The sequence below is a fragment of the Azohydromonas australica DSM 1124 genome (assembly GCF_000430725.1).
Taxonomy (GTDB): domain Bacteria; phylum Pseudomonadota; class Gammaproteobacteria; order Burkholderiales; family Burkholderiaceae_C; genus Azohydromonas; species Azohydromonas australica.
Map to the genome: position 1 here is coordinate 259,345 of NZ_AUMO01000023.1, position 12,015 is coordinate 271,359.

Here is a 12,015-nt window from a genome sequence, read left to right on the forward strand (position 1 = left end):
GTGCCAATGTCAGGTCTCACCTTGTTCTTTTCGGCTCCAGTGCTTCCCGCAGCCGGAGCACTCGCTAGGGATGGAACAGCGCCGTTGCCATCACAGTGACACAAATGCGGTCGGCGTGGTCGTTGCTTGGGCACACCACGACACTGAAATATGACACCAAATGATAGCGCCATATTAGAGGTGTCTGAATATAGGGAGGTTATCACCGCTTGCACGGAGCAGTGATTCATATTTGTCATTTTGGTTGGAAGCGTGAAGGATTGGCGCGTCGCTGAGCTGCTTAAGACATCCTATTTCACTTCAATAAAATTGAACGACGGTATGCGCATTTACTGTAGAAGTAAATGCACTGATCAAACCTATTTTGCGATGATGGAAAAGAAGGATGTTCTGTTTATGGATTCGACGTAGGCAAGTAAGCGTCTGTTGGTGTAGACGCTAATACCATGAGAACAACTTCACAGAATCGCGCTGTTCAAAGATCAATGCAGCTTGAAAAGCGGCAAGTTGATGTCGAGCACGTCTATTAGTCTTAATGTGTCATAAACATAGCCTATATTTCCTTCTGCGCCGCTTCCAGAAGGCAAAGCATGGACTCAGAGGCACGGTTTGAGGAGTACATGGCACACCTGGCAGCAGGGTTGGGCCACGCCGACCGCGTGGCGGGACTGCAGGGCTACTGCACCGGGCTGATGCTGCCGCTGGCACGCAAGAGCGTGGAGCCAATGGCGTCGCGGCTGGATCCGCTGCATGCCAGCGCGCGCCACCAGGCCATGCACCACTTCGTGGCCAAGGCCGAGTGGAGTGACGCTGAGTTGCTGCGCCGCGTGGCGCAGTGGGTGGTGCCCAAGATGAACCTCTCGGACGGTGGCTACTGGCTGGTGGACGACACGGGCTTTCCCAAGAAGGGACAGCACTCGGTGGGCGTGGCGCGCCAGTGGTGCGGGATGCTGGGCAAGCAGGACAACTGCCAAGTAGCGGTGAGCGTGTCGCTGGCCTGCGAGCAAGCCAGCTTGCCGGTGAAGTGGCAGTTGTACCTGCCCGAGAGTTGGACCGAGGATCCCGAGCGCTGCGCCAAGGCCGGCGTGCCCGAGGAGGTGAACTTCGCCACGAAGCCACAGATTGCGCTGCAGCAGTTGCAGTCGCTGCTTGACGACGGAGCGCCACCGTACTGCGTCGTGGCCGATGCTGCTTGCGGCACCGAAGCGGCGTTTCGCCAGAGCCTCACGGACATGGGGCTGCCCTACATGGTCGGTGTAACGTCATCAGTGAAGGTGTGGCCCCCGGGAGTGGAGCCGCTGCCGTCCAAGCCTTGGTCCGGTCGAGGACGACCGGCTGTGGCCACGCGGCGAACGCCAGAGCGCCAACCCGTTTCGGTGAAGACGCTGGCGCTGTCGTTGCCTCAGAAGGACTACTCCACCGTCACCTGGCGCCAGGGCTGTCGGGGCCGACGCAATTCTGGCTCTTCCTCAATCTCTGTGACAGAAGTCCGGCGGGCCGCATGATCGAGCGCCTCTGGTTCGAGAGCGCGAGCACGCCATGGTGATCATTCCTGGACTGTCGCAGCTACTGGAGTCCGTCGGCAAGCACGTCGCCTCCTGGGATGACAGTGGCAGCCGCTTGGTGGTGGACGCCGGCAGCGTCGTTCAGTCTGCGGTCTGCCCCTGCTGCACCTGCAGCAGTTCTCGTCCACACGGCCGCTATCGGCGATGGGTTGCCGATTGCCCATCGTTTGGTCAGCCCGTGACGCTCGCGGTCGAGGTGCGGCGGTTCAAGTGCGTCAACCCCGGCTGCACGCGGCGAACCTTCACCGAGCGGATCGAGACTCTGGTGGCGGCCGGCCAGCGACGCACGCAGCGGCTGGTCGAAGTGGTGCGCTCGCTGGGGTACGCCCTCGGCGGCGAGGCGGCTGCCCGGCTGGCGGTGCGCCTGGGCATGCGCATCAGCGGCCCGACGGTGCTGCGGGATCTGCGCCGCGCTGGATCTCCGCCGCCGGCGACGGTTCCCGTCGTCATCGGCATCGACGACTGGGCGCTGGCGCGTGGGCACCACTACGGCACGATCGTTGTCGACTTGGACAAGCACCGTCCGATTGACCTGCTGGCCGAGCGCGACGCCGCCACCGTCGTTGCCTGGCTGAAGGAACAAACCGCTGTCGAGGTCATTGCCCGTGACCGAGCCGGCGCTTACGCCGACGCGGCACGCACTGCTGCACCCGATGCACAGCAGGTGGCCGACCGCTGGCACCTACTGGCCAACCTGCGCGATGCCATCGAACGAGTGCTCTTGCGCTGCCCGGGCAAGTTGAGGGAGGCGGCCCGGCAGGCGAGTGAGACGCTGCGGCTTGAGGCCATCCCGGCTGAGGCGCCCACCGAGCCCGCCGATGCCGTGCCGACCGAGCCACCCCTCAAGGCATGGCAGCGCCAGAGCAACGCCCGCCGGCAATGCCGGCTGGCTCGCTACGAAGAGGTGGTGCGCCGCCACAAGGCCGGCGAGTCGATCAGGGCGATTGGTCTGGCCATGAACCTCGACCGTCGCACCGTGCACGGCTTCGTACATGCAGATGCGTTCCCCGAGCGGGCGCAGCGTACTCGCGCTCCCAGCCTGCTCGACGCCCATCAGCAGTACATGGCCACACGCGCTGCCGAAGGCTGCCGCAATGCCATGCAGGTATGGCGTGAACTGCGCGCCCGTGGCTTCACCGGCGGTCGCAGCATCGTGCGCGATGCATTCGCGCAGCTTCGAGGTACTGCACCCGAGGGCGACCGGTTCGATCCAATCCCAGCTGCCGAGCAAACAATCTCTACGCCATCAGCACGTCGTGCCTGCGCCTGGGTGCTCGGCTGGCACGAGCGCAAGCTCACGCAGGCCGAACGCCGTGACCGGAAGCGCTTCGTCGATACCCTATGCCGTATTGAACCGACGGTTGCTGCAGCGCGTGAGCTGGCGCTTCGGTTGTTCGGTCTCGTGCGCAACCGTGACCTCGACGGTTTTGACCGCTGGCTGCCCCAAGCGCGGTCCTGCCCGCTGCCGGATCTGCAACGCTTCGCAGCCGGGCTTGAGGCCGACCTGTCGGCCGTGCGCGCTGCCTTCAGTTCACCATGGAGCAGCGGCCAGGTAGAGGGGCAGATCAACCGGCTGAAGTACCTCAAACGACAGATGTACGGACGGGCCAAGCTTGACCTGATGCGCATCCGCGTCCTGCATCCAAACTGACCCCCCGTCACAGAGATTGAGGAAGAGCCGCAATTCTGAGCCACCGTGCCGACTGAACTTTGAGCCAGGGGCGGAAGCCGGTTTTTGAAGGCCGGCTGTGGATAAGTGTAGGTCCAAGCTCTGGTCTTTGACCTCCCGAGTGCTGTGTTGAGCGCGCGGGGCCAGACGTGAAGGGCGTAGCCCGCAGCGGCTGGCCCCGCGCGGCAGTTCACCAAGGAATCTCTTCTGGCCCCGGCGGCTTGGCGGCCCGGCGGGTCTGCTCACGAGCCGAGATGCGCTGCTTGGCCTGCTCGGTGCTGCGCATGAAGCGGCGCACGTCAACGTTGTTGTCGCCTGACCTATGCAGCCAACGGCTGTTTATTCCGGGCTGGCACGTGTGCGGCGACGACGGTATCGCGCTCAGGGTTGAGGGTCACGGCGCCGACTGGAGTCCAGTTGCGAGTGCCACGTGACCAGCGACGTGGATGACGGTCTCGGGCTTCGCTGTACAGCACGTGACGGGCGGCCAGGATGCTCGTGTCCTGGCCCGCATGGCGCTGTGCCGGGCTGACGTATTGGATCCCGCTGTGCCGATGCTCATGGTTGTACCAATGAACGAAGCGCACGGCCCAGCCGCGGGCGTCGGCCAAGTCGGCGAAGCCTTTGTTGGGGAACTCCGGGCGGTACTTGGCGGTGCGGAACAGGGACTCGACATAGGCGTTGTCGTCGCTCACGCGCGGCCGCGAGTACGACGGTTTGACGCCCAGCCAATGCAGCATCGCCAGGACCGTGGTGGCCTTGAGCGTGGCGCCGTTGTCGCCATGCAGCACCGGTTTGTCCACCATGGCGTGCAGTCCCTCGGCCAGCGCCGTGCGCTTGACCAGGTGTGCGGCGTGATCGGCGTCATCGCGCTCGTGGACCTCGAAGCCGACCACCTTACTGAGATGGACCCGACGCCTCCCTTCGGGGAGACTTTGTGCCCCAAGTCCGAGTTTTGGTACGGAGGCTCATTATGGAAGTCGACGTCCTGGGAATCGATCTGGCCAAGCAGGTATTCCAATTGCATGGAGCCAGTCGTAGCGGCCTTGTAGTGCATCGCTCCAAGGTCAGCCGGCAAGGGTTGCTCACAGCCGTCCGCAATCTCAAGCCGCGACTGGTTGTGATGGAGGCGTGCAGTTCGGCGCATTACTGGGCGCGACGACTACAGGCCATGGGCATCGAAGCCAAGCTGATCAGCCCTCAGTACGTGGCCCCGTTCGTCAAGACCAACAAGAACGATCGCAACGACGCAGAAGCCATCGTTGAGGCCGCCAGCCGGCCCACCATGCGCTTCGTACCTGTCAAGACCGTCGAGCAGCAAGATATGACAGCGCTGCATCGCATAAGGCAGTTGCTTGTGCAACAAGCCACTGCTGTCATCAATCAGGTACGCGGAATCCTGGGCGAGCGTGGCATCGTCATCGCGAAGTCACCGGCAGCCTTTTACCGCGCCATGCCGGATGTGCTTGCCAGCGACGACGCCGAGCTCACGCAGTTCTGCCGTGGCCTGCTGGTGAGCTTGCTGGAGCACCTGCGCAGCATTGAGGAGCGCATTACCGAAGCTGACGGGAAGATCAAGGGCTTCATGCGCAGCTCGGCGTTGTGCCAGAAGATCAGCGCCATCGATGGCGTAGGCGCCGTGACCGCCACCGCTATCGTCGCGGCCGTCGGTGACGCCAGTAAATTCAGGAACGGTAGACACCTGGCAGCTTGGCTCGGTCTGGTGCCAAGGCAGCACTCGTCAGGAGGTAAGTCTCGGCTGTCGGGCATCAGCAAGCGCGGCGACGTCTATCTGCGCACGTTGCTGATCCATGGCGCCAGATCGGTGCTGAGGTTCGTCGCGGACAAGACCGACGCGCAGAGCAAGTGGCTGCGAGAGCTCATTGGGCGGCGTGGCTTCAGCCGTGCCGCAGTCGCGCTGGCCAACAAGAACGCCCGCGTGATCCAGGCGCTGCTCAGCAGCGATCGCGACTACGTGCGCCCTGGTGCGGCTTGAACAAGCTCGGCAGTCCACCACGTAGCAAGGAACTCCTACAGCAACTGGATCAAGGAGGACCACACCCAACGCAGGTTTGCGAAGCTCTACCAACGTGATGACAAACCGGTCAGACCAGCATCTCGAGAACCTGTTACAGCCGACGGCTGAGCAATCGAGCCGCGATCTTGCTGAGGACGGGGTGCGCGGATCTCATCGAGGCTGCGGGCATGTGCGACGCCTTGCCCATCAAGCGAGCCGAATACATGCGTGCAGACCAGTTCCATCACCACATAGGGCTTGCAAAGGGCGTCGGGAATACGAAGGGACTTCCCCAGTTCTTCAACGGTGTCGATGCACCAAGATTGACCTGTGGATCGTCAATCGGAGCGAAAAGGAGAAGCCCCATGAGCGACATTACACGAGGCGAGATCGTCCGGGTAGGTGTTGATTTGGCCAAGCGGGTAATCCAGGTTCATGCCGTTGACGCCACTGGGCGCGTGGTGGCGGCGAAGGCCTTGGCCCGCGACAAGTTCATGCAGTGGTGCGCTCAGCTGCCGCCTGGCTGCTTGGTGGCGATGGAAGCTTGTAGCGGAGCTCATCATTGGGCCAGACGGCTACAGGCCATGGGATTCGACGCACGGCTGATTGCAGCCCATTTTGTCTGGCCGTACAGGATGCAGGGCAAGAGTGGGAAGAACGACGCCAATGATTTAGCTGCCGTCTGCGAGGCAGCCTCGCGTCCGAACATGCGGTTTGTCCCGATCAAAACGCTGGACCAACAGGGGCAACTGGTCGTACACCGGCTGCGTGAGGGTTACAAGGAAGAGCGAACAGCCTGCATCAATCGCATCAGAGGGCTGTTGGCCGAATTCGGATTGGTCTACCCACAGTGCCCGGAACAACTACGGCGAGCCCTACCAGAGGCGTTGGAAGACGCGACCAACGAGATACCTGCCGTGGCACGAATGGCCTTGAAACAAGCCTATTTGCACTGGACTGAGATCGACAGCCAGATTGCTTGGTGTGACGAGCGCATTGCCGCCCATGTGCGCAGCGACCAGCAGGCAAAGGCCGCCGCCCAGTTGTGTGGCATTGGGCCAATCAGTGCATCCGCTCTGGTAGCAAGTGTGGGCGACTTCACCCAGTTCAAATCCGCTGCGCAGTTCGGAGCATGGCTAGGATTGGTACCGACTCAACATTCCAGCGGCGGCAAGACCAACCTTGGCGGCATTACGAAGCGAGGAGACGACTACCTGCGGACGCTCCTGATTCATGGTGCCAAGGCCGCCGTGCATACCGCGCACAAACGCAAGGACCGAATCTCTCAGTGGGTGGTGCAGTTGATGAAGCGGGTTGGCTGGCAGAAAGCTGCCGTAGCTCTGGCCAACAAGAACGCCCGTATCGTGTGGGCCGTGTTGACCAAGGGGCGGGCCTTCGACCCCGAGCACGTGCCGGTTCATCCGGCTAATGCGCTCCCAGGAGTGCCGGCCTCCAGCATGGCCACGTGACGGTGACTGGTGTCTGTACTTCATTCATGCATTGATCGTTCTTCCTCGTAGACGTGCGTTCGAAGATGCAGCACATAGGTCAGACCGGCAGCAGGTGAACTCGGTGTATGGACGGTCGCATCCTTGGGTTGACGACTGGTCGGGAATGGAGCCCTGCTGAGCGGTTCGTATCTGGGTCCGCGCTGACATCGCCAGTGCAATAAGGCCGTTTGTAGATCTGCAGTCGTCCTTTGCTTGCTGCCGCTTCACCATGCACGCCGACAAGGAGGAAAGGCTGATGTCGACGAATTCCTTGACGTCGAGGGAAGTCCTTGTAGTCCATACATGCGGCTGTAGATGTCGAGAATGAGGTACAGGTAGAACCAGCGACCAACGACCGCGGCGGGTAGGAACGTGGCATCCCAGGTCCATACCTGGCGTGGGGCAGTGGCCACATGGGTCGTCGGCGGCCGCGATGCCTTGGGCGCCTTGGCGCGGCCGCGGTGAGCGTTCTGACCGTGCGCGCGCAGGATCCGGCAGAAGGTGGACTCGCTGGCGATGTACACGCCCTCGTCGGCCAGCGCCGGGACGATGCGCGCCGGCGGCATGTCGGCGAAGCGCGGCTCGTTGGCCACGGCCAGCACCCGGGCGCGCTCCTCGGCGCTCAGGGCATGCGCCGGCGTCGGGCGGGCTGCCCTGGGCCTGCCGTCGCCGCTGCGCAGGCCGTGCGTGGCCTTCCAACGCTGCAGCGTGCGCACGTCGATGCCAGCCTCGTCGCAGGCTTGGCTCAGCCTTGCTCCGGCCTTGTGCGCTTCGCTGACATCCTGGGCAATGTTCTGGCGGTCCTCAAGGCGGATCATTCGTCCGCCTCGCCCTTCTTGTTGAAGACCGCCTCGAGCTTTCGGGACAGCACCAGCAGCGCTGCAGTTTCCGCCAGCGCCTTGTCCTTGCGCCGCAGCTCGCGCTCCTTGATACGGTGCTTGTCATGCTTGGTCTGCTGCGGCGTTGCGCGCGCCTCAGCCGGTTCGGCTAGCGCCTGCGTCGCGCTCTGACGCCAGGCAGCGAGTTCCTGCGGGTAGACGCCGTGCTCGCGGCACCAAGCGCTCTTGGTGGCCTCGTCCATGGCAGCAGTGGTCAGCACAGCATCGAACCGCGCCGCCGCCGTCCACGTGCGTTGCTGCGTGGGCTGCGCCAGTGCCTGCGCGCGCCAGCGCTCCAAGGTGTCCACGCTCACGCCGATCTCGCGCGACACCACGTCAATGGCCGCGCTCTCCGGTGGCAGCAACCGCGCTACCGCTCTGTCCTTGAATGCCTGTCCGAAACGAGCCACTTCTCACTTCTTCCTACGCCCCCTGGTTTCTCGTTCTATGGAGGCGACAGGTATTTTGACGCGGGGGGGTGTGCGCGTGGCAGACGTCGTGCTTGGCCCAACGTCGAGCATCCGCCTGCACGGCAAGGGACGCAAGCAGCGTTCGCTGCCTCTGTGGAGGACCACCGCCAAGGCAGTGCGGGATTGGCTCCAACTGAATCCACAACTCCAGGCCGGCTCGCCGCTACTGCCTCGCCGTGACGGTAAGCCCATGACACGGGCCAACGTGGCACATCGTCTGAAGCTCGCCGTGCAGATCGCCTCCCAGAAGTACCCCGACCTGGCCAGCATGTCGGTGTCTCCCCACATGGTTCGGCACGCAACCGCAATGAGCCTGCTTCAGTCAGGCGCTGATCCTTGCGAGATTGCCTTGTGGCTTGGCCACGAGAGTCCAGCGACAACCCATATGTATGTCGAGGCGGACTTGGCGATGAAGGAGCGGGCATTGGCGCGGTTGAAGGCGCCGGACGTCAAGCCGGCAAAGTACCGGCCGTCCAAAGCCTTGATGGCGTTCCTGCAGGCACTGTGATTATGCGGAGCGGCGACGGTATGAGCATGTCTCCGCTCCCTCTGTCTGGCCAGAGTGTTGGCACTCCGACTTCGCATAAAAGCGAGCTGAGCATTATTCGCGTCATGCTCAAGGGAGCATCACGTGAAAAACTGGCTGTTCGCCGGCAGCGCGCTGGCCGGACAACGCGCGGCGGTGGTGATGAGCCTGGTGCAGTCGGCACGGCTCAACGGTCTGGACCCGTGGGCCTACCTTCGCGACGTGCTCGCGCGCAGCCACTCCCACCCGAGCCACCGGCTCGATGAACTGCTGCCGCACCGTTGGCGCTCGGGCTGAGAACGATGGGCGTGATCACGCAGTCGGTGATGGTCCAGGCCGACATCGACGTCAGGCGCATGGGCCAGGCACAGAAGGTCAGCCTGGCCGACGAGATCTTCGCCAAGCAGCCCAACATGCTCGCCTCGATCCTGGTGCTGCCTCGCATGGGGGTCGGCATGGTGCAGCTGGAGGTGCCGCTGCACATCCTGCTGGTCACGTTCCAGGCGATGAAGCTCAGCGGCCACCAGTGGCCGGTGGTCACCGAGGCTGTGCAGGAGACGTGCATGCAACGCCTGACGGCGCGCGCACGCTTCAACGAGGGCTTGCCGGGCGAACTGGCAACCAAGGTCGTCCAGCAGTTCTGCGCCGAGCATCCCGAGCGCTACCTGCTCGCCTTCGTCTACGGCTACCTCGGCGACCACGATCTGCTGGCCGTGCGTGAGCGTCCTGCTGCACCACGGTTGACGTAGTGTCCGAGGCGCGTCAGGCTATTCAGCCCGCAGCGGCAGGCTGCCAGCGGTGGGGCAGCAGTTCTTCGAGGCGGTTGTTGAGGTGAGTGGGCAGGCGCGCGAGCACGTCACGCAGGTATGCCCAAGGGTCGTGGCCATTGAGCTTGGCAGACTGAACCAAGCTCATCACCATCGCGGCTCGCTTGCCAGCGAGTTCGCTGCCGAGGAACAGCCAGTTCTTCGCTCCTACCTTCCAGGGCTTGATCTGCTGCTCCAGATGATTATTGTCCAGAGGAACTGTGCCGTCTTGCAGGTTGCGCGTGAGCGCCTCCCAGTTGTTGAGGCTGTAATCGATGGCGTTGGCTGTGGTTCCACCGTCAGGCACGAGCTTGCGCTGTAGCTTCAGCCACTTGTCAAGCTCATCCCAGATCGGTCGCGCCAGAGCCTGGCGCATTGCCAGTCGCTCATCAGGCGCCAGGCTGCCAAGTCTCCCCTCCACGTGGTAGATGCGCGCGAAGTACTCGATGGCTTCCTCGGCCACATTGCTGGCGCCAGCGTTGGCCAGCTCGTCGAACTTCCGGCGTGCATGAGCAGCGCAAGCAGCGGCCACGCGCTCCGGGTAGATCTTGGGGTCCAGCACGGGGTCGTAGCCGACGTACCGGTCGCTGACCAACGTGCCCTGCCATGGTTTTGGCTTGTCGCCATCAGGTTCGGTTGGCGGGTCGGGGTCGACCTTCCCGTTGAGGAACGCGACCGGGTACTGCCCTCCACGCCCCAGGCAGAAGTCGTAGACCATCCCGCGCTGCGCATCGAGTGCGCCACGGGCATAAGCCCAGATGTACGTCTTCTTGGTCTTGCCCGCGCCGGGGTCGAGCATCGCCACCGGCGTCTCGTCCGCGTGCAGCACAGCGCAGCTCAGCACGAAGCGCTTGTGCAACTCGTACAGCGGCTCCAGTGCCGCGCCACCTCGACCGGACCAAGCGGCCAGCGTCGAGCGCGGCGTGTGCACGCGCGAGCGGGCGTTGATGGCCTCCAGCCGGTAGTACGGCAGGTGATCCACGAAGTGGCTGATCATCGTGTGCGCCACCAGGCCGCTGGCAGGCATCCCGCCGTCGATGATCTCCGGCTCGGCCGGCTCCTGCACCAGCCGCTCGCAGCAGCGGCACACCCACTTGCCATAGACGTGGCGGTGCACGAAGAACTCCGCGGGCACGATGTCGAGCTTCTCGCTGACGTCCTCGCCCACGCGCGTCATTGGCCGGCGGCAGCTCAGCGTCGGGCAGTGGGTGTCCTCGGGCTCGTGGCGATGCTCCACGCGGCGCAGGTGCTCAGGCAGCGCTTGGCGGCGAGGACGCCGCGGCGGCGGCGTCGGTGACTCGGGCGTCTCGGGCCTGGCCGCGCGCAAGGCGGCCAACTGGGCCTCGAGGCTGGCCTCGTCCTCCACCATCGTGTCTTCGAACATCTGACGCTGCTGGGCGTCCATCGCCTCTGTCTTGGCACCGAAGCGCCAGCGCTTGAGGCGCGCGAGCTCGAAGTTGATCTTCTCGATCTTGGCGTCACGCCACACGATGTCGCGGGCCTGGCGCTGGATCTGCTGCTCCTTGAGCTCGATCTGCTCTTGCTTGAGCGCGATCTCGCGGGCCTGCTGCTCGATGTGCTGCAGCATCTGCTGCGCGAGCGCGGCCATGGCCTCGGGCGTGAGGCCCTGAAGATCCTTGGCGGTGAGGTCGCGCATGCCCGGCATCATGCCGCCGCGCAGCATGGCGATCCATTGGCGGATGTGCCGTTGTCAACGCGCGGCGGCCGATGCCGCCCACGCTGGTCAGACGCAGGTGATCACGCTCATCTCGGGCAGGCGTTGCCAGGGCAGCCCCAGCACCAGGGCGTCGAACTGCGCCTGCGTCAGTGCCAGGCGCTGGGTGGCGTCGGCAGCGCGTGGCCAGTCGAAGCGTCCGCGGTTGAGCCGGCGTGCCGCGCACCACACCCCGAAGCCGTCGTGCACCAGCAGCTTGATGCGGTTGGAACGCGCATTGGCGAAGAGGTAGCCGTGGTGGGCCCGTGCCTCGCCGTGGACCATCACGACGTAGGCCATGAGCCGCTCGGCGCCGGCGCGCATGTCCACTGGCTGGGGACACAGCCAGAGGCTGTCGATGCGGATCACCGCAGGATCTCGCGCAGCCACGTCGCGCACTGGGCGGCGGCCTGCATGGGCCAGCGCACGCTCACCGTCACGGCGCCGCGGCGCAGCTCGATGTGGATCTCCTGCGGGACGTCGGGTTCCGGCGCGGGCGCTGGCACTGCAGCAGTGGGCGCCGGTGTCGGCGCTGGAAGCTCCACGGGAATGAACACCGGCGCAGCAGTAGCCACCGAGGTGACTTCCATGACGGGAGCCGTCACCGGTGCGGCAGCCGTGATCGCCGGCGCACCGCGACCACGACGCCACTGGTGCACCAGGTTGGCATTGAGCCCATGGGCCTGGGCCACGGCAGCCACTGACGCGCCGGGCTCATTACATGCCGCCACGACTGCTGCCTTGAACTCGGCGCCATGGCGGCGCCGCGGATTGGATCTTGAGTACATAGACGTCCATCTACCGGTTTGATGGACGTCATCGTTGGCGTCTGGCTTCAGCTACTCAAGATGGGAGAACTGGCCGCTCACGGCCGTGCGCA

General features: G+C 64.1%; 8 protein-coding genes and 4 pseudogenes. 7 read left to right on the top strand and 5 right to left on the bottom strand.

Features of this window, described 5'->3' with window-relative positions:
* Positions 1 to 590 precede the first annotated feature (590 nt).
* Positions 591 to 1,481: pseudogene (locus H537_RS40830) on the top strand (IS701 family transposase); the annotation flags it as partial.
* A 58-nt stretch (positions 1,482 to 1,539) separates the two neighbouring features.
* On the top strand, positions 1,540 to 3,216 hold the full coding sequence (locus tag H537_RS0102825) for an ISL3 family transposase (protein ID WP_028996678.1): 1,677 nt from the start codon (positions 1,540 to 1,542) through the stop codon (positions 3,214 to 3,216).
* A gap of 338 nt (positions 3,217 to 3,554) precedes the next feature.
* Here H537_RS0102825 and H537_RS40835 read toward each other — a convergent pair.
* Positions 3,555 to 4,133, bottom strand: a pseudogene (locus H537_RS40835) (transposase); the annotation flags it as partial.
* Between the two features lie 74 nt (positions 4,134 to 4,207).
* Here H537_RS40835 and H537_RS0102835 point away from each other — a divergent pair.
* Positions 4,208 to 5,230: an IS110 family RNA-guided transposase gene (locus tag H537_RS0102835; RefSeq protein ID WP_028996679.1), complete on the top strand. Its 1,023-nt coding sequence runs from the start codon at positions 4,208 to 4,210 to the stop codon at positions 5,228 to 5,230.
* Between the two features lie 386 nt (positions 5,231 to 5,616).
* On the top strand, positions 5,617 to 6,720 hold the full coding sequence (locus H537_RS0102845) for an IS110 family RNA-guided transposase (protein ID WP_028996680.1): 1,104 nt from the start codon (positions 5,617 to 5,619) through the stop codon (positions 6,718 to 6,720).
* 326 nt (positions 6,721 to 7,046) lie between these two features.
* On the opposite strand, the pseudogene H537_RS50590 reads toward H537_RS0102845, so the two are convergent.
* Positions 7,047 to 8,029: pseudogene (locus H537_RS50590) on the bottom strand (transposase); the annotation flags it as partial.
* Positions 8,030 to 8,105: 76 nt separating this feature from the next.
* Here H537_RS50590 and H537_RS0102860 point away from each other — a divergent pair.
* The 3 genes and pseudogenes from H537_RS0102860 to H537_RS40850 all read left to right on the top strand — a co-directional run bounded on the left by H537_RS0102860 (position 8,106) and on the right by H537_RS40850 (position 9,364).
* Entirely contained in the window at positions 8,106 to 8,597 is a 492-nt protein-coding gene (locus H537_RS0102860) for a tyrosine-type recombinase/integrase (RefSeq protein ID WP_238446586.1), read from the top strand.
* Positions 8,598 to 8,723: 126 nt separating this feature from the next.
* Positions 8,724 to 8,912 (top strand): annotated as a pseudogene (locus H537_RS40845) (transposase domain-containing protein); the annotation flags it as partial.
* A 5-nt stretch (positions 8,913 to 8,917) separates the two neighbouring features.
* Positions 8,918 to 9,364 carry a hypothetical protein gene (locus H537_RS40850; protein WP_051241658.1) on the top strand — a complete coding sequence of 149 codons (447 nt, stop codon included), beginning with the start codon at positions 8,918 to 8,920 and terminating at the stop codon, positions 9,362 to 9,364.
* A gap of 22 nt (positions 9,365 to 9,386) precedes the next feature.
* Here the strand turns inward: H537_RS40850 and tnpC are convergent, their stop codons facing one another.
* From tnpC to tnpA, 3 genes are all read right to left on the bottom strand, one after another.
* Positions 9,387 to 11,078 carry an IS66 family transposase gene (gene tnpC / locus H537_RS0102875; protein WP_310733005.1) on the bottom strand — a complete coding sequence of 564 codons (1,692 nt, stop codon included), beginning with the start codon at positions 11,076 to 11,078 and terminating at the stop codon, positions 9,387 to 9,389.
* A gap of 87 nt (positions 11,079 to 11,165) precedes the next feature.
* A complete protein-coding gene (gene tnpB, locus H537_RS0102880) occupies positions 11,166 to 11,504 on the bottom strand; it encodes an IS66 family insertion sequence element accessory protein TnpB (RefSeq protein WP_028996684.1) in 339 nt (112 codons plus the stop codon).
* The gene (gene tnpA, locus H537_RS0102885; RefSeq protein WP_028996685.1) at positions 11,501 to 11,923 is read right to left on the bottom strand and encodes an IS66-like element accessory protein TnpA; all 423 of its coding nucleotides are present in this window, start codon (positions 11,921 to 11,923) and stop codon (positions 11,501 to 11,503) included. Before tnpA ends, tnpB begins: the two co-directional genes overlap by 4 nt.
* Positions 11,924 to 12,015: the final 92 nt, after the last annotated feature.

Bases quoted from the DNA above. Each gene is read 5' to 3' on its own strand.
- H537_RS0102825 (WP_028996678.1), top strand. From the start codon at position 1,540: ATGGTGATCATTCCTGGACTGTCGCAGCTACTGGAGTCCGTCGGCAAG.
- H537_RS0102835 (WP_028996679.1), top strand. From the start codon at position 4,208: ATGGAAGTCGACGTCCTGGGAATCGATCTGGCCAAGCAGGTATTCCAA.
- H537_RS0102845 (WP_028996680.1), top strand. From the start codon at position 5,617: ATGAGCGACATTACACGAGGCGAGATCGTCCGGGTAGGTGTTGATTTG.
- H537_RS40850 (WP_051241658.1), top strand. From the start codon at position 8,918: ATGGGCGTGATCACGCAGTCGGTGATGGTCCAGGCCGACATCGACGTC.
- tnpC (WP_310733005.1), bottom strand. From the start codon at position 11,078: ATGCGCGACCTCACCGCCAAGGATCTTCAGGGCCTCACGCCCGAGGCC.
- tnpA (WP_028996685.1), bottom strand. From the start codon at position 11,923: ATGTACTCAAGATCCAATCCGCGGCGCCGCCATGGCGCCGAGTTCAAG.